This is a genomic window from Shinella sp. GW821-FHT10F02, assembly GCF_058809275.1.
In genome coordinates this window covers 738,830-763,831 of record NZ_JBXASL010000002.1, presented here as the reverse complement: position 1 = coordinate 763,831, position 25,002 = coordinate 738,830, and the positions used below count along the sequence as shown (strand labels likewise).

At 63.7% G+C, this 25,002-nt stretch carries 26 protein-coding genes; 9 read left to right on the top strand and 17 right to left on the bottom strand.

All coding sequences use genetic code 11. From position 1 onward, the window contains the following. Positions 1–16: 16 nt before the first annotated feature. From AC1RWL_RS09410 to AC1RWL_RS09350, 13 genes are all read right to left on the bottom strand, one after another. Entirely contained in the window at positions 17–745 is a 729-nt protein-coding gene (locus AC1RWL_RS09410; RefSeq protein WP_493094402.1) for an esterase family protein, read from the bottom strand. Next, entirely contained in the window at positions 742–1,701 is a 960-nt protein-coding gene (locus AC1RWL_RS09405) for an acetylxylan esterase (protein ID WP_493094401.1), read from the bottom strand. The genes AC1RWL_RS09410 and AC1RWL_RS09405 overlap by 4 nt, the downstream gene beginning before the upstream one ends. Positions 1,702–1,762: 61 nt before the next feature. Then, on the bottom strand, positions 1,763–1,996 hold the full coding sequence (locus AC1RWL_RS09400; RefSeq protein ID WP_493094400.1) for a tautomerase family protein: 234 nt from the start codon (positions 1,994–1,996) through the stop codon (positions 1,763–1,765). A gap of 137 nt (positions 1,997–2,133) precedes the next feature. Next, positions 2,134–2,295 carry a hypothetical protein gene (locus AC1RWL_RS09395; protein WP_493094399.1) on the bottom strand — a complete coding sequence of 54 codons (162 nt, stop codon included), beginning with the start codon at positions 2,293–2,295 and terminating at the stop codon, positions 2,134–2,136. A 164-nt stretch (positions 2,296–2,459) separates the two neighbouring features. Continuing rightward, positions 2,460–3,647, bottom strand: coding sequence for a saccharopine dehydrogenase family protein (locus AC1RWL_RS09390; RefSeq protein WP_493094398.1), 1,188 nt, complete (start codon positions 3,645–3,647; stop codon positions 2,460–2,462). A gap of 27 nt (positions 3,648–3,674) precedes the next feature. Further along, a complete protein-coding gene (locus tag AC1RWL_RS09385; protein WP_493094397.1) occupies positions 3,675–5,180 on the bottom strand; it encodes an aldehyde dehydrogenase family protein in 1,506 nt (501 codons plus the stop codon). Between the two features lie 174 nt (positions 5,181–5,354). Beyond that, on the bottom strand, positions 5,355–5,702 hold the full coding sequence (locus tag AC1RWL_RS09380; RefSeq protein WP_163898473.1) for a cupin domain-containing protein: 348 nt from the start codon (positions 5,700–5,702) through the stop codon (positions 5,355–5,357). Positions 5,703–5,730: 28 nt separating this feature from the next. After that, on the bottom strand, positions 5,731–6,093 hold the full coding sequence (locus AC1RWL_RS09375) for a cupin domain-containing protein (protein WP_493094396.1): 363 nt from the start codon (positions 6,091–6,093) through the stop codon (positions 5,731–5,733). After that, positions 6,086–7,378: a nucleotide disphospho-sugar-binding domain-containing protein gene (locus AC1RWL_RS09370; protein WP_493094395.1), complete on the bottom strand. Its 1,293-nt coding sequence runs from the start codon at positions 7,376–7,378 to the stop codon at positions 6,086–6,088. The genes AC1RWL_RS09375 and AC1RWL_RS09370 overlap by 8 nt, the downstream gene beginning before the upstream one ends. A 13-nt stretch (positions 7,379–7,391) precedes the next feature. After that, positions 7,392–8,444: an ABC transporter ATP-binding protein gene (locus tag AC1RWL_RS09365; protein ID WP_493094394.1), complete on the bottom strand. Its 1,053-nt coding sequence runs from the start codon at positions 8,442–8,444 to the stop codon at positions 7,392–7,394. Further along, on the bottom strand, positions 8,441–9,232 hold the full coding sequence (locus AC1RWL_RS09360) for an ABC transporter permease (protein ID WP_493094393.1): 792 nt from the start codon (positions 9,230–9,232) through the stop codon (positions 8,441–8,443). The genes AC1RWL_RS09365 and AC1RWL_RS09360 overlap by 4 nt, the downstream gene beginning before the upstream one ends. Next, a complete protein-coding gene (locus AC1RWL_RS09355) occupies positions 9,229–10,029 on the bottom strand; it encodes an ABC transporter permease (RefSeq protein WP_493094479.1) in 801 nt (266 codons plus the stop codon). The genes AC1RWL_RS09360 and AC1RWL_RS09355 overlap by 4 nt, the downstream gene beginning before the upstream one ends. A 166-nt stretch (positions 10,030–10,195) precedes the next feature. Further along, positions 10,196–11,254 (bottom strand): polyamine ABC transporter substrate-binding protein, encoded by a 1,059-nt coding sequence (locus AC1RWL_RS09350; protein WP_493094392.1) that lies wholly within the window; start codon positions 11,252–11,254, stop codon positions 10,196–10,198. A 203-nt stretch (positions 11,255–11,457) separates the two neighbouring features. Here AC1RWL_RS09350 and AC1RWL_RS09345 point away from each other — a divergent pair, with 203 nt between their 5' ends. The 5 genes from AC1RWL_RS09345 (at position 11,458) to AC1RWL_RS09325 (ending at position 17,054) form a co-directional block, all read left to right on the top strand. Further along, the gene (locus tag AC1RWL_RS09345; protein WP_493094391.1) at positions 11,458–12,399 is read left to right on the top strand and encodes a GntR family transcriptional regulator; all 942 of its coding nucleotides are present in this window, start codon (positions 11,458–11,460) and stop codon (positions 12,397–12,399) included. A gap of 5 nt (positions 12,400–12,404) precedes the next feature. Then, positions 12,405–13,694 (top strand): glycosyltransferase, encoded by a 1,290-nt coding sequence (locus AC1RWL_RS09340; RefSeq protein WP_493094390.1) that lies wholly within the window; start codon positions 12,405–12,407, stop codon positions 13,692–13,694. A 17-nt stretch (positions 13,695–13,711) separates the two neighbouring features. Beyond that, positions 13,712–15,193: an aldehyde dehydrogenase family protein gene (locus AC1RWL_RS09335; protein ID WP_493094389.1), complete on the top strand. Its 1,482-nt coding sequence runs from the start codon at positions 13,712–13,714 to the stop codon at positions 15,191–15,193. Positions 15,194–15,376: 183 nt separating this feature from the next. Further along, positions 15,377–16,618 carry an AGE family epimerase/isomerase gene (locus AC1RWL_RS09330; RefSeq protein ID WP_493094388.1) on the top strand — a complete coding sequence of 414 codons (1,242 nt, stop codon included), beginning with the start codon at positions 15,377–15,379 and terminating at the stop codon, positions 16,616–16,618. Between the two features lie 28 nt (positions 16,619–16,646). Beyond that, positions 16,647–17,054 carry a DUF3307 domain-containing protein gene (locus AC1RWL_RS09325; protein ID WP_439617406.1) on the top strand — a complete coding sequence of 136 codons (408 nt, stop codon included), beginning with the start codon at positions 16,647–16,649 and terminating at the stop codon, positions 17,052–17,054. On the opposite strand, the gene AC1RWL_RS09320 is transcribed toward AC1RWL_RS09325, so the two are convergent. Further along, positions 17,051–17,947: a hypothetical protein gene (locus AC1RWL_RS09320; RefSeq protein ID WP_493094387.1), complete on the bottom strand. Its 897-nt coding sequence runs from the start codon at positions 17,945–17,947 to the stop codon at positions 17,051–17,053. The two genes, AC1RWL_RS09325 and AC1RWL_RS09320, sit on opposite strands and share 4 nt — an antisense overlap. A gap of 276 nt (positions 17,948–18,223) precedes the next feature. Here AC1RWL_RS09320 and AC1RWL_RS09315 point away from each other — a divergent pair, with 276 nt between their 5' ends. The 4 genes from AC1RWL_RS09315 to AC1RWL_RS09300 all read left to right on the top strand — a co-directional run bounded on the left by AC1RWL_RS09315 (position 18,224) and on the right by AC1RWL_RS09300 (position 23,134). Continuing rightward, a complete protein-coding gene (locus AC1RWL_RS09315; protein ID WP_493094386.1) occupies positions 18,224–19,273 on the top strand; it encodes a helix-turn-helix domain-containing protein in 1,050 nt (349 codons plus the stop codon). A 68-nt stretch (positions 19,274–19,341) separates the two neighbouring features. Beyond that, positions 19,342–20,715 carry a transaminase gene (locus AC1RWL_RS09310; protein ID WP_493094385.1) on the top strand — a complete coding sequence of 458 codons (1,374 nt, stop codon included), beginning with the start codon at positions 19,342–19,344 and terminating at the stop codon, positions 20,713–20,715. Next, the gene (locus AC1RWL_RS09305) at positions 20,712–22,100 is read left to right on the top strand and encodes a glutamine synthetase family protein (protein ID WP_493094384.1); all 1,389 of its coding nucleotides are present in this window, start codon (positions 20,712–20,714) and stop codon (positions 22,098–22,100) included. The genes AC1RWL_RS09310 and AC1RWL_RS09305 overlap by 4 nt, the downstream gene beginning before the upstream one ends. After that, the gene (locus AC1RWL_RS09300; protein WP_493094383.1) at positions 22,100–23,134 is read left to right on the top strand and encodes a histone deacetylase family protein; all 1,035 of its coding nucleotides are present in this window, start codon (positions 22,100–22,102) and stop codon (positions 23,132–23,134) included. Before AC1RWL_RS09305 ends, AC1RWL_RS09300 begins: the two co-directional genes overlap by 1 nt. 3 nt (positions 23,135–23,137) lie before the next feature. Here AC1RWL_RS09300 and AC1RWL_RS09295 read toward each other — a convergent pair whose 3' ends face one another. The 3 genes from AC1RWL_RS09295 to AC1RWL_RS09285 are packed head-to-tail and all read right to left on the bottom strand — an operon-like array spanning position 23,138 to position 24,843. Further along, on the bottom strand, positions 23,138–23,428 hold the full coding sequence (locus AC1RWL_RS09295) for a type II toxin-antitoxin system RelE/ParE family toxin (RefSeq protein ID WP_493094382.1): 291 nt from the start codon (positions 23,426–23,428) through the stop codon (positions 23,138–23,140). A 6-nt stretch (positions 23,429–23,434) separates the two neighbouring features. After that, complete coding sequence (locus AC1RWL_RS09290; RefSeq protein WP_493094381.1) at positions 23,435–23,671, bottom strand: CopG family ribbon-helix-helix protein; 237 nt, start codon at positions 23,669–23,671, stop codon at positions 23,435–23,437. Between the two features lie 29 nt (positions 23,672–23,700). Continuing rightward, positions 23,701–24,843: an alpha-hydroxy acid oxidase gene (locus AC1RWL_RS09285; RefSeq protein WP_493094478.1), complete on the bottom strand. Its 1,143-nt coding sequence runs from the start codon at positions 24,841–24,843 to the stop codon at positions 23,701–23,703. Positions 24,844–25,002: the final 159 nt, after the last annotated feature.

Here is a 25,002-nt window from a genome sequence, read left to right as displayed (position 1 = left end):
TGCTGCCAGGCGCCGCTTAAATATAGAGCGGCGCCATCCTGCGCCACGCGCCGGCACGGTGGGCGCGGCCGTCCCAGAAATGCAGCTGGTGACCAACGCCCTTGTCGGTCAGCACCTGGCTGAGATGGCGGTTGTTGTCGAGGAACGGATCCTCGTTGCCGATGGTCAGGACGATGTCGACCTGTTTGAGCCTCTCCAGCTGCCAGTCGCAGGAAAGTTGCGGCAGGAAATGCGTCGGCGTGTGAAAATAAATGGTATCGTCGTAATAGCCGCTAAAAAGGTCGTCGAAGCTTTCCACCTTCAATGTCAGGTCATAGCGGCCCGAAAAGGCGACGAGCTTGCGGAACAGATGCGGGTGGCGGAACACCAGGCTGGCAGCCTGATAGGCGCCAAGGCTGCATCCCTGCACGATGGTGCAGTCATGCGCATTCTTCTGCGCCATCAACGGCAGGACTTCGTTGAGCACATAGTCTTCAAGCGCAGCATGGCGCCGGATGCGATCCGCCGGATGCCGGTGGGAGCCATAAAAACTCTCGTTGGCCAGCCCGTCGATGCAATAGAGCTGAAGATGGCCGGCCGATAGCTTCTCGCCGAGGCTTCCGACGATACCGAGCTGTTCATATTCCCAAAATCGTCCGTCCCGTGTCGGGAACATCAGCACCTTGGCACCGGCATGGCCGAATACCAGCAGTTCCATATCGCGATGAAGCCTGGGGCTGTACCAGCGGAAATATTCGCGGTTCATGGCGCCTTGAAGAGTTTTCCGATCTTCTCTCGCAACAAAGCTCTCTGTGCTGCGGCGCCAACGTAGTCGAAATGACCTGCGTCCAGTATGAAACTTTCGTTAAATTTCGGCGGTGCATTTGCGACGGCGAACTGGCAGGGCGGGGCCACCGCGGGATCAAAAAGCGCCGGCGCCATCAGCATCGGCACGCTAATGCGCGACGCCGCCGTCGCCGCATCGAACAGGCGCAGCTTTTCAAGTACATCGGGATGCCGCCGCTGGTAGATCTGCACGGCCTGCGCGCTGCCTGTGGTGGGCAAGGTCAGCCACAGCGGCCGATGGCCGAAGGTCGGCACCTCCAGGTAGCCACGGTCGATCCTCTCGTCGAAGGGAATGGCCAGCGCCCCGATGCCGCCGCCGAAACTGATACCGCTATAGCCGATATGCCCGGCGGTCTCGGGAAAAAGCCGGATGAGCGCGGAGACGGCAAGCCACAGATCCTCGACGCAACCGGCGATGATGTAGTCGTCGGGTTTGTCGATGTCGTTGAGGACGTGCCATGCCGGGCTTTCAGAAATCGGCGGCCTTGCGCTGCGCGACAATCCCCGGAAACAGGGAAACAGGATCGCCGTCTCCTCGACCGGGATATCGAAATCCGGCTGCTCGCGACCACCGTAGCCATGGCCGACCACGAGGCCGCGCCGGACGATGCCGGTGCGAGGGACGAGCAGCCATCCGCCGATCTGGAAGGAGCCTGTCGAGGTGTAGACGATGTCGCTGACCCGCCAGTCTGGATGGCTGGCCGTGCTCCCGCTGAGGGACGGCATAGGGTCGACGGCAAGCGCCTTGCGATAGCGCGCTTCCCAGAAGGCCGCGAAACCGTCCGGTGCCGGCGGCGGCCGGACGGCGAGAAGCTGTTCGAGCGTCATGCCATAGGTCGGATCGAAGTCGAAAGGATGGGTCGTCGGAACGCTCATGGGGCCGGCTTTGCTGCGGAATCGGACAGCCTGGATACCATGAGTTGCAGGTCCGGCTGTATCAGTCTTCGGGGCCGTATCCCGGCATTCTGTAAATCGTGGCGGAGCGCTCCTGGATGTCCGGCCCATAGACCTTGGCCATCCACTCCTCGTCCTTGAAATCCTCGATCGCGACGGACACGAGATCCTCGCCGCAGCCCAACGATTCCGTCACGGCCCTTGTCAGCGCCTCGGTGAGCGCCTGCTTCTGCTCTTCCGTGCGACCTTCGAGCATCTTCAATATGACGTGCGGCATCGTGGTCTCCTCATTAGCCAGGCGTGCTTTCGACGCTCGGTGGCGATTCTTAACGCCGCATCGGCAAGCTGAGAAGGGGCCGCTCAGTTCAGCGGCACAAGACCGAGATATGGATTTGAAATTAGGGGAAAAAAGTATCAGCCGACGAGGCCGAAGACGACGGCGCTGACGAAGAGGAAGGCGACGACGACGGCGATGTTGCTGACCAAGACCTGCCGCTCTGCGCGGCGCGCCCTGCGGTCGCTCGTTGCGCTGAAGGAACCACAGGTGGAACGGCCGCCGAGTTTCGCATTGCTCATTCGCAATCATCCCTTGCTGTGGAGGCCGGATTTTCCGGTCTCTCCGTGGCGGACATTCATGCCCGCCCGTTCTCTGGAGATGATTTATATATTATCCCTATAAGATTGGTAGGGTATTTTTTCTCATTTTCGCCACACTCGTGAATTCGCCTTTCACACTTTCGTCATGAGACAATTTTTGCGATGCGGAATTTCCGTTTTTCCAGTTCCGGAAAATAGGTCGCGACGTCGAAATAGCTTTCCGGCGCGTGCACGCCCGGCTTCTTCGGATTGGCGAGAATGAGCTGTGCGGCGATGGAGGCGTTCATCGAGGTGCAGGCATCGACATAGGGCGCATACATCGGATCCGGTGAGACCGTAACCTCGACCCGAACGGTGCGCTCCACGCCGTCCTTGCGGCCGCGGCCGATGGCGAAATGGATTTCGTGGCTGTCCTGCGCCGGGATCTTTTCCGCGTTCTTGCGGATGTTGCGTTCGATCACCTTGTTCAGCACATCGAGCGGCTTGACCTTGACGCCGCCGATCTCGACCGGCTCGTCGAAATCACCGAAGCCGGCCTTCACCAGGCCGATCCACGCCTCGTGCTCGCGATGCGGCAGGTGCAGCTTCCAGGAGAATTCCCGAATGCCCTTCTCGCGGATGCCGTCGGCGAGCGGCACGGTGAGCTGCTCGGAATGCGGGGAATGCAGGAATTCGCAGCGTCCCCACGGCTCCGGCAGGTCGAGAAACTCGCTGCCGCTCATCGGCGCGCATTCGACATGTTTGCCGTCGTAGAACTGCGTGCTCGGATGGGCATATTCGGCCAGCACGGTCGAGACGCTGTAAGGCGGCACGAGAACGGGGTTTTCGTCGCCGGTGAGTTCTGCCGCCCAGTAGAGGTTGATCCTGTCGATCTCGTCCAATTCATCGGCGACCGCCCGGCAGATGACGTTCGACATGCCGGGATCCGCACCGCAGCCGATGACCGCCGGCACGCCCGCCGCCTTGAAGCGCTCGTGCTCGGCCAACTGCTTGACGGTGTAGGTGCCGAGGCCGCCGAGGTCCATGTAGGGCACCTTGAGGGAGAGTGCAGCCTCGAAGATCCTCATCTGGAAGCCGAGCAGAGTCGGCACGCAGTTGATGCAGATATCGGCGCCGGCGATCGCCGCATTCAGCGCTTCCGGGTTCGTCACGTCGAGATCGACGAGCGTGATGCGCGGGTCGCCGAGCTCGCTCGCCAGCGCCTCCATCTTCTCCCGCGAGGCGTCGCAGAGGCGGATGGTGGTAATATCGATGATGGCACGGTCGGAAACCAGGTCGCGCACGATGCCCGCGCCCATGAAGCCCGCGCCACCGAGAAGGGTGATGATCATTGTATTTTCCTCAAAAAGTTGCCCGTTTCAGACGTGCTTGCGCCCGCCCTCCTCGTAGAACCAGTCGTCCGGATAGGGATACCACCAGCTCTGGATTGTCGGTTTGTGGTCGATGATGACCATCTTGGAGCGGCGGAAGGCATCGAGGCCGAGTTTCGAAAGCTCGCGGCCGAGGCCGGATTTCTTCCAGCCGCCGAAAGGCAGCGCGTCATTGTCGATCAGCGGGTTGTTGACCCAGACCATGCCCGCCTCCAGCCGGTCAGCCGCCTCCATCGCCTCCTCCAGCGACGTGGTGAAGATGGAGGCGCCGAGGCCGAATTCGCTGTCGTTCGCCCGCTCGATCGCCTCGTCGAAGTCGGCGACCCGCATGACCGCGGCGACGGGGCCGAAACACTCTTCCCGCATGATCGCCATATCCGGCGTGCAGCCAGTGAGAATGGTCGGCTCGTAGAACCAGCCCGTCGGCTCGCTCTCGGGGATCTTCCCGCCGATCACGACGGTCGCGCCTTTGGCCTTGGCATCCTCGACCAGCCGGATGACCTTGTTCCGTGCAGCCTCGCTCACCAGCGGGCCGATTTCTGCCCGGGTCAGGCCGTTGCCGATGCGCAGCCGCTTCGTCTCGGTCGTGAATTTCTCGATGAAGGCATCATGCACGGCATCGGCGACGAAGAAGCGCTCCGCCGAAGTGCACACCTGGCCGGACATGTGGAAAGCGGCGGTGACGGCGCCGGCGGCCGCGACATCGAGCGGCGCGTGCGCCGTGACGATCATCGGATCGGACCCGCCCGCCTCGATCACCGCCGGCTTCATCTCCCCCGCCGCCGCCATCGCCACAGCCTTTCCCGCGGCAACCGAGCCGGTGAAGGCCACCGCGTGGGTTTTCGGCGAGGCGATCAGCGCGCTGCCGAGTTCCGCCCCGCCCGGCAGGCAGGCTATCAGCCCTTCCGGTAATGCCTCGAAGACCTGCATGAACTCCAGCGTCGAAAGTGTCGTCGCCGGGGCGGGCTTGATGATGCAGGCATTGCCGGAAGCAAGCGACGCAGCGACAGTCCAGCACATCAGCAGGATCGGGAAATTGAACGGCATGATATGCACGCTGGTGCCGAGCGCCTCGTAACGCGCATGCTGGAAGGAACCCGCCTGCGTCGTGCCCGCCACCTTGCCCGCCTCGTCGCGCGCCATTTCCGCGAAATAGCGGAAGGCGCCGGCGCAGTTCGCCACCTCGCCGATCGCTTCCGGATAAGGCTTGCCCATCTCGCGCGACATCAATTCCGCGCAGCGCCGCATATCCGTCGCCTCGATGCGGTTGGCGATGCGGTGCAGGACCGTCGCCCGCGTCTTGGCGTCGAGCCGTTTCCAGTCACGCTGCGCCTTGGCGGCGGCGTCCAGCACCGTTTCCATCTCCGCCAGCGTGGTATCGGCGATGGTGCCGACGGTCGCGAGCGTCGCCGGGTCGATCACGGTGTGGCGCGTGCCATCGCTCGGGAGATAGGCCGGATGCCGGTAGAACACGGGTTCGGCAGGGTTGAACATGGCATTTTCCTTTGCTGTCGGCGGGAGCAGCGGCCCCCTCACCCTGCCCTCTCCCCGAGGGGAGAGGGGGATGCCGCATGTGCGGCGCTGGCGAATATCGCCTCCACGGTCACATCTCCCCTTCTCCCCGACGGTGAGAAGGTGCCCGAAAGGGGCGGATGAGGGGGTATCCTGCTACCGGATCATGTAGACCTTCTTCACCGTCTCATGGACCGTGCACTCGCCCTTCCAGTCCTTCGGAAAGAACGCAGCCGTATCCGGCGTGATCTCGATCACCTCGCCGCTTTCATGCACATAGGTGCACCGGCCTTCGAGGAAATGGCAGAACTCGTCGCTGGTGACGTGGCAGAACCATTTGCCGGGCGTGCAAATCCACAGGCCGCTCTCGGATTCGCCGTTCGGGCCTTTGTAGATGACCTTGCCGGAGGTGTGGCTTTCGCCCTCGATCATGGTGGGGATGACGCCCCAGTCCTTGAGGTCGGTTTCTTCGAGCGGCTTGCGCATCAGGGGTGTTGCGGTCATGGGGGATTCCTTTCCGTTTTTTCTTGCGTCAGGCCAGCATGTAGATGTTGCGCATGGTCTCGATGACAGTGCATTCGCCGGTCCAGCCAGCCCGAAAAAGGACGACGGTGCTGGCCTCGACTTCGATCACCTCTCCCTCATCCGAGCGATAGACCGCCCTCCCCGCCACGAAATGGCAGAATTCGTCGCGCGGGATCGACAGCCGCCAGCGGCCGGGCGTGCAGACCCATATGCCGGATTCCGGCTGGTTGTTTGGCCCCTTGAAGACCAGTCGGCCGGAGGAGTGGGACTGGCCCTCAACACTGTCCGGCTGACCGCCCCAGTCGACGAGGTCGGAGAAGGTCGTGGCCTCGTAGATATGCGGCGCAGAGGATTTTGTCGTCTCAACCATTGTAGGCGCCCGTCTTCACGAGTTCGTCGAGAATGCCGGCGGCCTTCTTCGGGCCGTTGCGCGCCTGCATGTGCGCGCTGGTGGCGGCGAGGCGCGTCTTCATGGTCGGGTTGTTGACGCAGGCATCGAGCTTTGCCGCAAGGTCCGCATCCGTCCAGTCGTAGCGCGGCATCTTGAAGCCGTGGCCGGTTTCGTCGACGCGCGTCGCATTGTCGTGGCCGTCCCAGACATAGGGCATGATGATCGCCGGCTTGCCGAAATAGAGGCACTCCGTGAACGAGTTGTTGCCGCCGTGATGAATGACCGCATCGACCTGCGGGATGACAGAGGGCTGCGGAAACCAGTTGTCGACGATGATATTGCCCGGCAGGTTCTCGTACTGGTCCTTGTAATCGCCGACATTGACCAGCGCGCGATAGGGCAATTTGCCGATCGTCCCGATCAGGCGTTTCAGGAGATCGGTGTCCCCTGCCCCAAGCGAACCGAAGGAAATGTAGAGCAGCGGCTTGTCGTTGTTCTCCGCAAACTCCGGCACCTCATAGGGCTTTTCCTTGCGCACGCAGCCTTCGAGATACTGGAACTGTTTCGGGTCGAGCGGATGTTCGCGATCGAACTTCACCGCCTCGGGATAGAGCAGCAGGTTCATGAAGGGCGAGGCCTCGAAGAACTGGCCGATCGGATAGGCCGCCTCGCCGTTCTCGCCGAGGAAGCCGTTGAAATCGTCGTGGATCGGCTTGATGACCGCGTTGAAGTGATCGCGATAGGCGGTATGGCCGGCGAAATCCTTCTCGCCGCAGCCGGAGAGATGCGGCGGGATTTTCGGGTCCTCGATCTCGTTTTCCGAGCAGGAGATGATGCGCACCCAGGGCTTGCCGAACTGCTTGATCGCCGGGAAGAGGATGACATTGTCGACGCAGATGAGGTCCGGCTTGATCCTTGCCAGCACGCCCGGCAGGTCCTTCTGTGCCCATTTCGCGCTGTCGACGATCGCCGTCCAGCAGTCCTTCACGTAATTGTCGACCTGGTCGTAAGGCGATTTCCGGAAATTCGGTATGTGGCCGTTGATGAAATCCTCCCAGAATTTCGCCATCTGCTCCGGCGGCATGGGTTCGGAGAGGTTCACCGCATGGGCCTCGAAACCATAGCCTTCATAGACCGAAACGAAGCCGGGGTCGGACAGGAAGACCGCTTTGTGGCCGAGCGCCTCGACAGCCTGGGCGATGCCGACCGAGTTCAGCGCCGGGCCGAAGGCCGCTTCCGGGAAGAATGCTATCGTCTTGGACATGGTGTTTCCCTCTTTATGCATTGAAGAGCCGGCATTTCGCCGTGTCGATCTTGAGGCTCAGCGCGTCGCCGATCTTCCAGTTACCCGCCCCGCTTGCGGGAATGCGGACCTGAAGCGGCGTTGCAGTCGCGGCGGTCCGGACATGCAGCACCCGGTCGAGCCCGTGATAGGCGATATCGGTGATCGTGCCGGCGACCGGATGATCGCCCGGTGGGCCGATGACGATGTTTTCCGGGCGGATGGAGAGCGTCGCCGCTCCGGCTTTTGCACCCGCGGCCTTCACCTGCAGGCCTTCAGCCGCGAAAACGCCATCGGCGCCTACCTTGCCGTCGATGAAATTCATCACGCCGATGAAGTTCGCGACGAACCGGTCGGCCGGCCGCTCATAGACTTCCTCCGGCGCCCCGACCTGCAGCAGGCGCCCATCCTTGAGGATCGCCATGCGGTCGGCCATCACCAGCGCCTCTTCCTGGTCGTGCGTGACGATGATGAAGGTGATGCCCGCCTCGTGCTGCATGCGCTTCAGCTCAAGCTGCATGCGCTCGCGCAGCTTCTTGTCGAGCGCGCCGAGCGGCTCGTCGAGCAGCAGCACCTTGGGGCGCTTCACCAGCGCGCGGGCGAGCGCAACGCGCTGCTTCTGGCCGCCGGAAAGCTGCTCCGGCTTGCGGTCGGCGAAGGGCGTGAGGTCGGTCATCGCCATGGTCTCATCGACCCGGCGACGGATTTCCGCCTTGGCAAGCCGCTCCATTTCGAGGCCGTAGGAAAGGTTTTGCCGCACCGTCATATGCGGAAACAGCGCGTAGGACTGGAACATCAGGTTGAGCGGCCGCTTTTCCGGCGGCAGCGGCGAAATATCCTTGCCTTCGAGCAGGATGCGGCCGGTATTCGGGCTTTCGAAGCCGGCGAGCATGCGCAGAAGCGTGGTCTTGCCGCAGCCGGACGGACCGAGCAGCGCGAAAAACTCGTTCTCGCGGATATCGAGCGACACGTTGTCGACGGCCGTCACCGGCCCGAACGACTTGCCGACGCCCTCGATGCGCAGGATCGGGTTGCTCGATGAATTCATGGGACCTGCTGTTCTCTGTTGAGCCATTGCGAGATCAGCAGCGCCGTCGCGCTGACGCCCATGACGATGGTGGCGAGCGCGTTGACCTCCGGCGTGATGCCGAAGCGGATCATCGAATAGATCTGCATGGGAAGGGTGATGGACGAACGCCCGGCGCCCGCCGTGAAGAAGGCGATGATGAACTCGTCCACCGAGAGCGTGAAGGCGAGCAGCGCGCCTGCGACGATCGACGGCAGCAGCACCGGGAAGGTGACGCGCCAGAAGGTCGTCCAGCCGGACGCGCCGAGATCGCGCGAGGCCTCGACGATGGAGAAGTCGAAATGTTTCAGCCGCGCGCGCACCACCGAGCAGACGAAGGCGAGGTCGAAAATGACGTGGCTGATGACGATGGTGTGCAGGCCCATCGCCAGGCCGAGGCGCGAGAAGAAGGTGAGCAGCGCCACGGCCAGAACGATGTCGGGAATGACCATCGGCGCGAAGGCGAGCGCCTCCAGCCCATTGCTCTTGCGCCGCCGCGTTTCCATGCCGAGCGCCAGCAGCGTGCCGAGCACGGTCGAGATGACGGTGGCGAAGACGGCGACGATCAGCGTGTTCCAGGCGGCGCGCAAGATATCGGTATTGGCGAGCAGCGCGCCGTACCAGCGGGTGGAGAAGCCGGACCAGGAGGTCGGCAGGCCGCTGTCGTTGAAGGAAAGCAGCACCAAGACAGCGATCGGCAGATAGAGGAAGCCGAAGACCAGCACGAGCACGATGCGGCCCGGCAGCTTGCGGGAAAGCGCGGCATTCATCGCTCCGCCTCCCCTTTCCGTTCGCCGGAGGCATGCGCGGTGGCGCGGGCTTGCAGGAGGAGAAGCACGATCATCGTGAGGATCAGCGCCGCGCCCAACGCTGCGCCGAAGGGCCAGTCGTTGGCGGTCAGGAACTGGTCGTAGACGAGATTGCCGACCATCTGGAACCGCCCGCCGCCGAGCAGCGCCGGCGTCACGAAATTGCCGATGGAGAGCACGAAGACGAAGACGCCACCGGCCGCGACGCCCGGCAGGGTGAGCGGTAGCGTGACGCGCAGGAAGGTGCGGATGGGGCCGGCGCCGAGATCGCGCGAGGCCTCCATCAGCTCCGGGTTCAGCCGCGAAAGCGTGGAATAGATCGCGAGGATGACGAAGGGCAGGTAATTATAGATGAGGCCGGTAATGACGGCGCTCTCGGTGTAGAGCATGGACAGCGGTTCGCCCGTGTAGCCGAGCGCGCGCAGCAAGTTGTTGATCAGGCCTTCGCGGTTGAGCAGCACGATCCAGGCATAGGTGCGGATCAGGTAGTTGCTCCAGAACGGCAGCACGGCGAAGAACAGCAGGATGGGCTGCGTCATTCTGGGCGCGCGGCTGATAGCATAGGCGGCGGGATAGGCAATGAGGATCGCCACCACCGTCGCCGTCAGCGCGATGCGGGCGGAATTGAGGAAGATCTTCGCGTAGAGCGGATCGACGACGCGGGCGAAGTTTTCCAGCGTGAACGTATATTCCACCCCGCCCCAGACCCCGCGCTGGAAGAAGGCGTAACTCAGCACCAGCAGGCACGGCACCACCATGAAGGCGACGAGCCAGGCGACGCCGGGCGCGGCGAGCAGGGTCGGTCTGGTGGTGTTGAAGGACAATATTCTACTCCCACGGGGCCGCTGACGGCACCCGCGCATCGATGGGTTCAGGACTGGAATTGCCCGTGGCGGCGCGAACCGCCACGGGAGTGGCGTGCGGTTAGTTCGCGGCCTTGATCTCGCTCACGATGCGCGAATAGTCTTTCTGCGCGGTGCCGAGGTCACGCAGCAGCTCGTATTTCACGAGGTCGGCCGGGGCCATCGCCATGTTCGGATATTGTTCGGCCAGCGCCTTGTCGAGGCTTTCCATCGCGGCCTTGTTCGGCACCTTGTAGAGGATGTTCTGCGCGGCCCAGGCGTGGTTCTTGGCGTCCAGGATGAAGTTGATGAACTTCATCGCCGCTTCCTTGTTTTCCGAACTCTTCATCACGACGATCGTGTCGATCCAGAGGTCGGAACCCTCCTTCGGCACGACGAACTTGATGGCTTTGTTCTCGGTGATGCCGTAGTTGCACCAGCCGTCCCAGGCCTGCACCAGCGAGGCTTCCCCTGAAACGAGCTTGGAATAGAAGGTCGTGTCGTCATAGGCGAGCAGGGTCTTCTTCGCCTCGACCAGGAGGTTTTTGACCTCTTCCAGCTTCGCCGGGTCCTTCTCGTTGACCGAATAGCCCTTGGCAAGCTCGCCTGCGGCCATCAGCCAGCGGTCGGTCGCGAGCATCGTGGTCTTGCCCTTCAGCGCGTCGGTCGGCTGGAGCAGGTTCATCCAGCTGTCCGGAGTGCCTTCCACGAGGTCGGAGCGGTAGCAGAGGCCCGTCGAACCCCAGGTATAGGGCACGGAGAAGGTGTTGCCGGGGTCATAGGCAAGCGTGGTCGCCTCCGGATAGAGGTTCGCAAGGTTCGGCACGGCCGCCTTGTCGATCGGCTCGGCGAGCCCCTGCCCGTTCAGGATTTCGGCGAAGGGCGAGGAGACGAAGACGACGTCGTAGCCCTTGCCGCCGCTCGCCATCAGCTTGCCCATGACCTCTTCGTTGGTGGCGTGGTTGACCACCTCGATCTCCAGCCCCGTCGCGGCCTTGAAGGCATCGGCGATGTCGGGCGACATGTAGCCATCCCAGTTCGAGATGACGAGATCGGCGGCAGAGGCCGCGCCCGCCGCAAGGCTTGCGGCAAGTAATGCCGCGGCCGCGCAGGTCGCAGTCAGTCGGTTCTTCGCGTTCACGGAAGACTCCCTTGTTCGATTGTTCCAACCTCTTCGACGGGCGCGCCGGTTCTCCGGTCTCATTCCTGTCGGAGTGGCAGTATTATTTATAAAAAAAATACGTCAATAGGCTTTGGCGATTTTGTGCACGGAAACGAAATCCGCGTGCGGCGGACTTGCGGAAAGCGGGCGCAAAGGGCAGCATGCGCGGTGATGGATGTGAGATGCCGCAGATGACCCCGGAGCCGAAACGCACCAATTTCCGCCATGTCGAACTGGCGCAAAAAATACTGGACGTCGCCGGCGAGCGCGGCATGGCGCCCGGCGAGCGGCTTGCCGAACAGGCGCTGGCCTCCCTCTGCAATGTCTCCAGAACGCCGATCCGCAAGGCTTTGCAGATACTTGCCGAGCGCGGTGTAGTGACGGCGGATGCCGAGGGTGGATATCTTCTGGCCGTAGACCTGGTGGCGACAGCGCGCCTAGAGGACACAGCGGAGGGCGATGGCGAGAGTGAAATCTACGCCGCGATCCTGCGCGATCTTTCCGCCGGACGCATCACCGAGAACCAGACGGTCGCCGCTCTCCAGCGTCGTTATGACGTCTCCCGCCAGACGGTACAAAATGCGTTGATGAAACTGGCGGAGGAAAATCTTGCCGAGCGCGGCGCCGGGCAGCAATGGCTGCTGAAGCAGTTTGCGATCAGCGGCGATGCAGCGGCAAAGAGCTATGAGTTTCGGCTCGCGACCGAGCCGCTCGCGCTGACCCTGCCGGATTTCAAGCGCGACATCCCGGCGATGACGGCGCTGCGCCAGTCCATGCTCATCCTGCGCGGCATGAACGAGACGAGCTTCGACCGAAAGCTCTTCGACCGCACGGATTTCGATTTCCACCTGCTGATCGCGCGCTCCTGCGGCAATCCCTTTATGGCGGAAGCGCTCGTCAACCACCATCGCCGCCGCCGCGCCAGCCCGCCGGCCGGCCATGTCAACGCCTTCCGGCTGATGCAGTCTAATCTCGAACATATCCAGATCCTTGAGCAAATCGAGCGCGGTCAGATGGAGCTTGCCGCCGATCTGATGCGTGTGCATATACAGCTCTCCCAATCGCAGCGCCCGCGGCTTGCCGGCCGCGGCGTTCCCCCCGCCTTCAAGCTTGTCGTGCGTTAGCTCCCATGGCGCCAGCAAAGACCATCGCCCTGTTTCCCGAAGCGAGCTACGGCGCGGCGCTGAACTGCGTCGGCATTGCGCAGGAACTGCGGCGCCTGGGCCATCGCCCGGTCTTCATCTGCCATCCGGGTTTCAGTGGTGTCTTTGCCGAATATGGTTTTGCTGAATACCAGCTCTCGGATGCCGAGGCCGGTGCGCCGACGGACTGGACCGATTTCATCGAACGCCACCAGGATGCCTTTCGCCAAGCGCCGCTCGATCAGCTCGAAAGTTATGTCGGCCCGACCTGGGAGGCGATTGTCGACACGGCGATGCGCGTGGAAGAACCGCTGCGCCAGCTTCTCGCCCGGCTGAAACCCGATGCGATCGTGCTCGACAACGTCGTGATGTTCCCGGCCATCGCCAATGCCGGCGTGCCATGGATCCGCATCGTCTCCTGCGCCGAGACTGAGATTCCCGACGACAATATGCCGCCCTATCTCTCCGGCTGCGGCGGCGATGAACGCGCGGCCTGGGCGACCTTCGCTGTCGGTTACGAAAAGACCGTTGCACCGGCGCACAAGCGGTTCGCCGGCTTCCTCGCCGATTGCGGCCTCAAGGCGCCTTCGGCGCCAAACTTCCTCGATCCGTCCCCCTGGCTGAACCTGCTGCTCGCGCCGGAAATCATCCGGCACGAGCGCCGCCAGCCACTCGATCCGAAAACCTTCGTCTTCCTCGACGGATGCGTGCGCCACGAAGCGCCCTATACGCCGCCGCGTTTTGCCAGCCACAACGAGGCGCCGCTGGTGTTGACGAGCTTCGGCTCGCTCGGCGCGATGGATGTGGCGATGATGAAGCGCATGATCGGCGTCTTCGCTATCCTGCCCTATCGTTTCCTCGTCAATGCCGGGCATTGGCGCGACGACTATCGCGAGGTGCCGGACAATGTCTTCATCGACAGCTGGTTCCCGCAGCCCTCGGTGGTCGAGCAAGCGGGCCTCTTCATCCATCACGGCGGCAACAATTCCTTCTGCGAGGCGCTCTACTACGGCGTGCCGTCGCTCGTCATGCCCTATTGCTGGGATGGCCACGACAATGCGGCCCGCGCCGCGGAAACAGGCATCGGCCAGCGGCTCGCAAGATACGACTGGAGTGACGCCGAGCTTGCGGCCGCAATCGAAGGCCTGCTCGGTGACACGGCCATGCATGTTCGCCTGAAGACGAATGCAGCAAAGATGCACAAGGCGGCGGGCGTGACGCTGGCGGCGGAGGAAATCGTGCGTGTCGCGACCGGCGCAGCGCGGGCCTCCAGCTAAGAAACGGGAGACAGGGGATGCGCGAACAACTCTTTATCGACGGCAAATGGGTGTCGCCCGCGAAGGGCGGCACCTTCGCGGTCATCGATCCGGCGACCGAGACGGTTGTGCATCACGCCCCGGCCGGCACGGCCGAGGATATCGATGCCGCGGTCAAGGCGGCGCGGCGGGCTTTCGACGAAGGCCCGTGGCCAAGGATGTCCGGCAAAGAGCGGGCCGCCGTGCTGCGGCGCATCTCGGAGATCATCCTTGCCCGTAAACAAGACCTTGCCCGCCTCGAAGTTATCGATAATGGCAAGCCGATGCCGGAAGCGGTTTGGGACATGGAGGATACGGCCGGCTGCTTCGCCTTCTATGCCGGCCTTGCCGAAGAGTTGGACGAGACCCCGGAGGAGACGATCGCGCTCGCCGAGCCGCGTTTCTCCTCCAAGGTGGTGCGCGAGCCGATCGGCGTCGCGGGTGCGATCATCCCGTGGAATTATCCGCTGCTGATGGCCTCGTGGAAGGTGGCGCCGGCGCTCGCCGCCGGCTGCACCCTGGTGCTGAAGCCCTCGGAATTGACGCCGCTCACCGCGCTGGAACTCGGCGCCATCGTCACGGAGGCCGCGCTTCCGGCCGGCGCACTCAACATCGTGACGGGGCTTGGCCCCGAGGCTGGCCAGCCGCTGTCCGAACATCCCGGCGTCGACAAGCTCGCCTTCACCGGCTCGGTGCCGACCGGTGCCAGGATCATGGCCGCTGCCGCGCGCGACATCAAGAATGTCAGCCTCGAACTCGGCGGCAAGTCGCCCTTCGTCGTCTTCGCCGACAGCGATATCGAGAAGGCGGTCGAATGGATCCTGTTCGGCATCTTCTGGAACCAGGGCCAGGTCTGCTCCGCCACCTCGCGCGTGCTGGTCGAGGAAAGCCTCTACCCCGCGCTTCTGGAGCGCCTCATCGCGGAGGCGGCAAAAATCCGTATCGGCAACGGGCTTGAGGAGGGCACCCTGCTCGGCCCGCTCGTCTCCAAGGGACAGTATGACAAGGTTCTCGCCGCAATCGAACGCGGCAAGGCGGAGGGCGCGACGGTTGCCGGCGGCGGCGAGCGGCCGGCAGGGCTCGAAACCGGCTATTTCCTCGAACCGACCATCCTCACCGACATGGCGGAGGACAGTTTCGTGTGGAAGGAGGAAATCTTTGGGCCGGTCGTCTGCGTAAAGCCGTTCAACGACGAGGCGGATGCGATCCGCATGGCGAACGACAGCCGTTTTGGCCTCGCCGCCGCCGTCATGTCGAAGGACAAGACGCGCTGCGAGCGGGTGGCGCGGGCCTTCCGCGCCGGCATCGTCTGGATCAACTGCTCGCAGCCCACCTTCACCGAGGCGCCCTGGGGCGGCTACAAGCAGTCCGGCATCGGGCGCGAACTCGGCCGCTGGGGCCTCGCCAACTATCTGGAAGTCAAGCAGATCACGTCCTTCAACAGCGACGAGCCCTGGGGCTGGTACATCAAACCCGCCTGAGCGTGGGTTGCGACGCCAGCCGTTCTGGGCCATAAATCCCCTCCCCACCTGTCGAGGCCAGCCGTCATTGCGAGCGTTGCGGGCCGTGCGTGATCTTCACGCCACGGTATCTCTCCCCGCGCTCCGGCTGTCCGAGGCTCAAGGGCACGATAAATGCGGACCGATCAAAAAGGAGAACGCATCATGGGCGCAACGGGACATCTTGGCGCGGCTTGGCGCAAGCGCGACTATCACCGCCAATGGCTCTGGCGGGAAGCAAACCGCCTGTTCGATTTCTTCCAGAACCGGGCCTTCAATCCGGTCGGCGGCTTCCACGAGCTCGATGCGGACGGTCGTCCGCTCAATCCCGGCAATCCGGTGCGCGGCATCCATTCGACCGCGCGCATGGTGCATTGCTTCGCCGTCGGCAGCCTGCTCGGCCGCCCCGGCTCCGACGATATCGTCGACCATGGCATGAAATATCTCTGGGAAAAGCACCGCGACCAGGAGCGTGGCGGCTACCATTGGTCGCTCGACAATTCCGGCCTGCTCGATTCCAGCAAGCAGGGCTACGGCCATGCCTTCGTGCTGCTGGCGTCTTCCAGCGCCAAGCTCGCCGGCCACCCGGATGCCGACCGCATGATCGCGGACGTCACCGAAATCCTGGAGCGGCGCTTCTGGGAAGAAAAACACGGCGCGATCGCGGAAGAATTCGATGCCGACTGGACGCCGGTCCCCGGCTATCGCGGCCAGAATTCCAACATGCACCTGACGGAAGCCCTGATGGCCGCCTTCGAGGCGACCGGCGAAAAGAGCTATCTCGACAAGGCGGAAAGCATCGCCGACCTCGTCATCCGTCGCCGGGCCGGCGAAAACGGTTTTCGCGTGCCGGAACATTTCGACGAGAACTGGGTGCTCGACAAGGAGTATCGCGGCAACGAGATGTTCCGCCCCTCCGGCACCACACCCGGCCACTGGCTGGAATGGGCGCGCCTCATCCTCCAGCTCTATGCGCTGGGCGGCAAGAAACACGGCTGGATGCCGGAGGCGGCCAAGGCGCTCTTCGCACAGTCCATCGCGCTCGGCTGGGACAAGGAGAAGGGCGGTTTCTTCTACACGCTCGACTGGAACGACGAGCCGGCAAAGCGCAACAAGCTCTGGTGGCCGATGGCCGAGGGCGTGGGCGCCGCGGCCTTCCTGGCGGAACACCTGCCGAGCGACTTCCACGAGAACTGGTATCGCAAGATCTGGGATTCGATCGCCCGCCATTTCCTCGATCAGGACCGCGGCGGCTGGCATGAAGAGCTCACCGAGGATCTTCTGCCAAGTTACACCCTGTTCGCCGGCAAGGGCGACATCTATCATGCGCTTCAGGCCTGCCTCATTCCGCTCTATCCGGCGACGGGCAGCCTGACCAAAGGCATCATCGAGGCAGGCGGCCGATAAGGCCGTCTGTCGATCGGACGGGAGCGGAATGATCGATATACCCGACCAGATCTCGACTGTGTGGATCGCCGCCGCCTCGGTGGCGTTCCTCGTCAAACATTTTTTGGCGGATTTCGTCTTCCAGACGAGCCGGATGGTGGTGGGCAAGGACCGGCCGGTGGGCTGGTTCAAGCCGCTGGCGATCCATGCCAGCGTGCACGGCGTCATCACCGCCATGCTCTTCCTCGTCGTGTCGCCGCCGCTCGCCTGGCTCGGCCTCGCCGATGCCTTGGTGCACGGAACGATCGATCGGCTGAAGAGCATCGCGACGCGGCGCCAGAAACTGACGCCGGGCCAGACGACATTCTGGTGGTTCTTCGGCGCAGACCAGACGCTGCACCACCTGACGCATGTGCTGCTGGCGATCCTTCTCGCCGCCGCAGGCTCCGCGGGCTAGGCGGCCGCGGCGGGCTGCACCTGCGCTACCGCCTCGCGCAGTAGCAGGTCCGTCAAAGCGAACTTGTCGGCAAACCAGCGGTCTGCGGCATGCCACATCGTCGGCGTCAGGCGGATATCGTGGCCGCCGCGGGCCGTGGTGGTCAAAAGGCCGGCATCGCGCGCGGCTTCGACGATACGGCGGACATGGGTGCGCGACACGCCTGTCTGCGTGGCAAGACGCTGGTAGCCGGTGGAAATGGTGTTGTCGCCGCTTTCCCGGCCGCCGCGCAGCAGAAGCAGCAGGATCATGTAGCCGCAATCATGGGCGAAGAACGGCGCCAGCGGGAGATGCCGGCGAATGATGCGGCTGAGGCCCGGCAGAAGCGGCAGCGTTGCGAGCCGCATGCCGCGATGGAGTTCCGCGGGCAGCGGCCCCCTGCGTCCATCCGTCGGCGAAAGCCCGAAATCCGACAATCCATCGACGAGCAGCCCGAGGATGCCTGCGTCGCGCGCCAGAAGGGCGGCACTCGGCACGAGCAGGCGCACCCGCCGGTCCGAGGCATGCGGCTGCTGCGTGAGAAAGCCGTATTTGCGCAGGCACGAGACCTGCGCCTCCACCCGGTTCCGGCTGGCGACGCCGAGCTCTGTGACCTCGCGCTGGAGACGCCCGAGCGTCAGCCAGGTGGAGGGCTGTGCCATATCCTGGCTGGCATGGAGCGACAGTGCGGCCAGATAACAGAGGAACCGGCCCTCTTCGAGGATGAGCCGGTTGAACAGGTGGTTGCCCTCATAGAGCGCGAGCTTGCCGGCAATCAGCCGATCCCTCGTCTCTGCAAAACCCGGTGCGCTCAAGAATTCGAACGGCGGCACCTTGAATGCCACCGAGCCATCGTCAAAAGAAATCTGGTCCATGCCTGCTGTACCCCAAATACGAATCGGCACGCCTTGTTATGTTCTTGTCACGGTGCCGCAGGCCCGAATGGACCCTTTATTTTCCATGGGGTTGCAGTGTGGGGAAACTGTCAATTGTATTACTTAGCGCAACCCGCAATATGAGACGGGGGGACAAAAGAATGAGACGCCTTGCCAAGCCTTCAATTGCGGTGCGCTGGTGAATTTTCGGGAACCTTCGACCGTACCCATCCTTTGATAGGCATGTTGTCCGTTGTCCCAGCATCGTGAGAGAGAATGAGTTCTGCTGCCAAGCTGCCATCCAACTCCGTGCTTGCCGAAGCCGGCGCGGATTGTCGTCGCAAAAGCCAGCTCTTTGCCGAGACGCTCGATCCTGTCTTCGGCACGACCATGGCGACACCGGAAAAGATTACGGATTTCCGCGCGGGGCTTTCGACCTATTTCATGGGGCCGGCCGTGTTCTTCGTCGCGGATCTGCTCGGCACCACCTATACCTTCTCCCGTGATTCCGAGCGCATCGCCCGCAGCGGCCTCGACCTCATCTTCGTGCAGAAGACGCTGGAGGGCAGCGATGTGCGCACCGTCAACGGCGAGACGATGGTGGTGGAGGCGGGCGACATCTCGATCTTCGACCTCTCGCGCCCCATGCATGCCGAGACACAATATTGCCGCAACCTTACCCTCGCTTTGCCGCGCCATCTGCTCTTCAGCAAGGATGTGCAGAACGATGCCCTGCACGGCCTCCTCCTCAAGCGCTCGACAAGCAGCGCCCGGCTGATCGGCAGCCACCTGCGCGCCCTTTTCGAGGATCTTGCGGATATCAGCCAGGAGGAAGCGCCGGCGATCGTCACGGCCACGGCCAATCTCGTCACCAACCTCGTCGGCCCGCAGGTCGCAGACCGCAGCCTTCCCTCGCCCACGGTGCGCGGCGCCGTCATCATGCAGATCCGCCGTTATATCGAGCAGCACATCGCGCTGCCGGATCTCGGCCCGGATCATCTTTGCAAGATGTTCGGTCTGTCGCGTGCCTCGCTTTACCGGCTGTTCGAGCCGATCGGCGGCGTCACCGACTATATCCGCACCCGCCGCCTGCGCGCCGCCTTCGACATGCTGGCGAACGAGCGCCATCGCACCGTCGGCGAGATCGCCTATGTCTGCGGTTTTGCCGATATTTCCGCCTTCTCCCGCGCCTTCCGCCATCAGTTCGGCATGAGCCCGAGCGAGGTGCGCGACATGGGCGGCGGCATGCCGCATGCCCGTGGCTCCGCCGATAGGCAGGCGGCCACCTCCGTGCACGACTGGCTGCGCATCGTCAGCGCATTGTAGCCATCTTGTCGTTTGACACTTGAAATCACATCAATCAATATGTGATCACATTTCATTGGGGGTACGGCATGGAGAGGGCGAACCTGGAGGCGCGCGCCCGCGCGCTCATCGAGGCGGAAGCAGAGGTTTTTCGCGCAAGGCGGCCGCGCTGCGCAGCCGCGCATGACGAAGCGGCATCGGGCTTCTTCGACGGCGTTCCGCAGCATTGGATGCTCGACTGGCCCACTCCCTTCCCCATGGTCGTCGACCAGGCGAGCGGCGTCGAACTCGTCGATCTTGACGGCAATCGCATGGTGGATGTTTGCCTTGGCGATACCGGCGCGATGTTCGGCCACGGTCCGGCCCCTGTGCTGGAAGCGCTGAAAAACGCCGGCACACGCGGCCTCACCACCATGCTGCCGTCTTCTGATGCGCAGGCTGTCGGCCGCTTGCTCGTCGAGCGCTTCGGCCTGCCGCGCTGGCAGCTCGGCGCTACCGCAAGCGACGCCAACCGCTTCGCCATCCGCATCGCCCGCGCCGTGACCGGCCGCGCCAAACTGCTGGTCTTCGATGGCTGCTACCATGGCGCCGTGGACGATACGCTGGTCGATCTCGTCGACGGCAAGACCATCTCCCGCCGCAACCTGCTCGGCCAGGTCCGCGACCTCGGTGAGCTGACCGTCTCCATCCCCTTCAACGACGAGGCGGCGCTCGAAAAGGCGCTTGCCGCGCACGACATCGCCTGCGTGCTTGCTGAGCCGGTGATGACGAATTGCGGCATGATCCCGCCCGCCCCCGGTTTCCACGACGTGCTGCGTCGCCTGACGCGCGACGCCGGCACGTTGCTGCTTATCGACGAGACACATACCATCTCTACCGGTCTTGGCGGCTACACGAAGGTGCATGGGCTCGATCCCGACCTTATCGTCATGGGCAAGCCGATCGGCGGCGGTGTTCCTGTCAGCGTCTGGGGCATGAGCCAGGCGATTTCGGACCGCCTGCACGTCATCCGCCGCGAACAGAGCGGCCACGGCCATTCCGGCATCGGCACCACGCTTTCCGGCAGCGCCTTGCAACTCGCCTGCTTGCGGGCCTGCCTGGAACACGTCATGACCGAGGAGGCCTACCGCATTATGCAGTCCCGCGCAGACCGAATCGAGACGGGCTTCAAAACGGCGATCGCCGCGGCCGGCCTCGACTGGACGGTCTCGCGCGTCGGCGCCCGGCTGGAAGTGGTCTTTTCGCCCATGCCCGTCCGCAATGCCGAGGAGGCCCGCGCGGCCGCCTCCGACACGATCGAGGCGGCCATGCACCTCTCCATGCTGAACCTAGGCTATCTGCTCACCCCCTTCCACAACATGGTGCTGGTCAGCCCCGCGCTCTCCGAAAAACAGGCCGATGGCCTCGTCGAGGCTTTCGCGACCGTCATCGGCCGCCTCGCAGAACGGAGGGCCGCCGCGTGAGCCGCGATCTCGCCACACGGCCGCCGGAGGCCGCGGATATTGCGGAGGCCGAAGCCTTCCTCGCCGCCCATCCGGACATCACCGCCTTCGATCTCGTCCTGATCGACCTCAACGGCATTGCGCGCGGAAAGATCATTCGCCGGCACGAATTGCTGCCGATCTTCCGCTCCGGCCGGCATCTGCCCGGCTCCATCCTCGGTCTCGACGTGACCGGCGAGGATGTCGAGGAGACCGGCCTCGTCTGGTCGGATGGTGATGCCGACCGCCGCGCCTGGCCGGTCGCCGGCTCGCTCGTGCCACTTCCCTGGACCTCGCCGCCGCGCGGCGAACTGCGCCTGGCACTCTTCGAACTCCACGGGGCGCCGATGGCCTGCGACCCGCGCCATGCGCTCGCGCGCCAGGTCAATCTGCTTGAAGCCGATGGTTTCCATCCCGTTCTTGCCTACGAGCTGGAATTCTATCTGCTCGATCGCGAGCGTACCGCCGAGGGCCAATTCCAGCCGCTGCGCCTGCCGCTTTCCGGCGAGCGGCCGGATGGTATCCAGGTCTATGGCGTGACGGAACTCGACCGGCTGGAGCCCTTCATCGACGCCGTCTATCGCGGTGCCGAGGCACAGGGCCTGCCCGTCGAGACGATGATTTCCGAATATGCCCAGGGCCAGTTCGAGCTGACGCTGCGCCACGGCAATGCGCTGCGCGCCGCAGACGATATCGTCATGCTCAAGCGCCTGATCCGCGCCCTTGCCGTGCGACACGGCATGATGGCCTGCTTCATGGCAAAACCCTTCGCCGGCCGCGCCGGTTCCGGCATGCATGTGCATGCGAGCCTCGCCGATGCCGAGGGCACGAACCGCTTCGCCGACCAGGGCGAGGCGCTCTCGCCCCTGTTGAAACACGCCGTCGCCGGCCTGCTGGAGACGATGCAGGAATCCATGCTGGTCTTCGCCCCGCATTTCAATTCCTGGCGCCGCTTCGCGGCCCAAAGCTACGCGCCGACGACGCCCACCTGGGGCACCAACAACCGCAGCGTCGCCGTACGCATTCCCGCCGGCTCTCCCGCCGGCCGCCACCTCGAACAGCGCGCCGCCGGCATCGATTCCAACCCCTATCTGGTCGGCGCAACGGTGCTCGCCGGCATGCGCAAGGGCATTCTCGCAAAGTCCGATCCCGGCCCCGAGACGACCGCCTATGCCGAAACCGCCGGCGACGACCTGCCGCCGGACTGGCGCAGCGCCATCGAGACGGCGACCCGCTCCGTCTTCCTGAAGGAGGCGCTGGGCGAGCGCCTGCACCACGTCCTCCTCGCCCTCAAGCGCGCCGAATACCGCCGCTTCGCTGCGGAAGTGACGGCGCTCGAACGCACGCTCTATGGTGAAGTCATCTGATGAAAACCTTCTATACGGCAGACCATCACCTGCATCACAGCGGCATGGAGCTTTCCTTCGGCCGCATCGTCGAAACCTTCGAAAAGCCGGTGCGCGCCGAAATCGTGCTGCGGCGCGTAAACGAGGTCGGACTCGGCCCGGTCATCGAGCCGCCGTCCTACGAGCGTGCGGTGATCGAGCGCATCCACACGCTCGACTATCTCGATTTCCTCGAAACCGTCTTTGCCGAATGGCGCGCTGCCGGCCGGGACGGCGAGGTCTGGCCCTATAGCTGGCGCCATCGTTCCATGCCGATGATCGACGCCCCGCCCTCCGGCCTCGATGCCCGCCTCTCCTACTATTCCTTCGACATGGCCGGCTCGATCACCGAAACGACCTGGCAGGCCGCGAAACGGGCCGCGGATGCGGCGCTCGCCGGTGCTGACGCCGTGCTTTCCGGCGACCGCGCCGCCTTCTCGCTCTGCCGCCCGCCGGGCCACCATGCCGGCCGTGATTTCTTCGGCGGCTACTGCTACCTCAACAACGCCGCCATCGCCGCCCAGCATTTCCTCGACAACGGCCACGCCCGCGTCGCGATCTTCGATGTCGACTACCACCACGGCAACGGCACGCAGGAAATCTTCTACGACCGCGACGATGTGCTGCTCGCCAGCCTGCACGGCGACCCGGATTTCGAATTCCCCTTCCACCTCGGCTACGCCCGGGAACGCGGCGCCGGCAAAGGCGAAGGTTTCAACCTCAACTATCCCCTGCCCGCCGGCACCGCCTGGCCCGAATGGCAAGCAGCCTTCGAAGACGCCCACGAAAAGATCCGCGCCTACGCCCCAACCGTCCTCGTCATCTCGCTCGGCGTCGACACGTTCAAGGACGACCCGATCTCGAAGTTCAAGCTGGAAACCGCGCACTTCTCCACCATCGGCCGCCGCATCGCCGATTTCGCCTTGCCGACCCTCTTCGTCATGGAAGGCGGCTACGCCGTCGATGCGCTGGGCGTCAATGCGGTGAATGTGTTGCAGGGGTTCGAAGGCGGCTGAGGCTCAGAACGTTTCTAGCCATTCCCGCGCGCCGTGCTGCACAAAGAGCACTTCGACGCGGGTTTCGAGCACGCGATAGCCGACGATATAGGGTGTTCCGGGCACGACGAACTCTCGCGGGCCTTCGATTTCCCCGACTTGGCCGATGAAGGGGTTGTCGGATAACAGGCGCTGGGTGCGTGTATGGATGGTGGTCACGACCCTGACCGCCGCGGCGGGATTGCGCTCCGCGATATAGTCGCCAATGGCTTCAAGCTTGCGGAGATAGCGCCGGGTCCAGACGACCGCAGTCATCTGCGTTTATCGCGTCGCGTGTTTGTTGAGGACGAGCGCAATCTCGTCTTCGGTAGCGAAATTGCCGCGCTCCGCATCGTCCAGCCCGGCCTGGACACCCTCGACCCACTTTTCCTGCCAGGCAAGCGAGCGGCCATGCGCGAGCGCGTCCTCGATTATCTGGCTGCGGGTCAGCGAGGACCGGTTCGCCAAGGCATCGATGCGACGATCGAGATCTTTCGAGATGTCGTTACGCTTGTCCATGATCCCATTATCGCATGAACCACGCCGGCTCACAAATCCTTGTGCAGGTTGTTGCGCGACAGGTTCTTCACGTCCCGCTCGCCGCAGAGCGCCATGGTCACGTCGAGTTCCTTGCGGATGATTTCGAGCGTGCGGCGGACGCCGGCCTTGCCGCCGGCGCCGAGGCCGTAGAGGAAGGGGCGGCCGATATAGGTGCCTTTGGCGCCGTAGCAGAGCGCCTTCAAAACATCCTGGCCGGAGCGGATGCCGCCGTCGAGATGGACTTCCATCTTGTCGCCGACGGCGTCGACGATGCGCGGCAGCATGCTGATCGAGGAGGCGGCGCCATCGAGCTGGCGGCCGCCGTGGTTGGAGACGATGATGGCGTCAGCACCGCTGTCCAGCGACATACGGGCATCCTCCTCGTCCAGAATGCCCTTGAGAATCAGCTTGCCGCCCCAGCGGTCGCGGATCCACTCGATATCCTTCCAGGAGAGCTGCGGGTCGAACTGTTCCGAGGTCCAGGAGGACAGCGAAGAGAGGTCGCCGACACCCTTGGCGTGGCCGACGATATTGCCGAAGGTGTGGCGCTTGGTGCCGAGCATGTCGAGGCACCAGAAAGGCCGGGTCACCATCTGCCAGAGATGTTTCGGCGTGAAGCGCGGGGGCGCGGAGAGGCCGTTGCGCAGGTCCTTGTGGCGCTGGCCGAGGATTTGCAGGTCGAGCGTCAGCACCAGCGCCGAGCAGCCGGCCGCCTTGGCGCGGTCGATGAGGTTGAGGACGAAATCCCGGTCCTGCATGACGTAGAGCTGGAACCAGAAGGGCTTTGACGTGACGGACCGCACATCCTCGATCGAGCAGATGCTCATCGTCGACAGCGTGAAGGGCACGCCGAATTCTTCCGCGGCCTGCGCGGCGAGCATTTCGCCATCGGCGTGCTGCATGCCTGTGAAGCCGGTCGGTGCCAGCGCCACGGGCATGGAGACCTTCTCACCGATCATCTCGCTTGTCAGCGACCGGTTGGTCATGTCGACAAGCACGCGCTGGCGCAGCTTGATCTTGTGGAAGTCGTCCTCGTTGGCGCGGTAGGTGCCCTCGGTCCAGGCGCCGGAATCCGCATATTCGAAGAACATTTTTGGCACGCGGCGGCGCGCCTGGTTCTTGAGGTCTGCGATCGTCAGGGCCTGGTTCACGCTCATGCTGTCCGTCCTCGCACCGTCCGGCTGTTCCGGGATCACATCCTTTTACGAGGCGGCACACCTGCTCGCAACGGAAACGTTAGAGCGAAGTCGCACTCATATGAATGAGGTATTCACGCATAAATGATAGGGAAGTGCTGTCAATGCGGATTC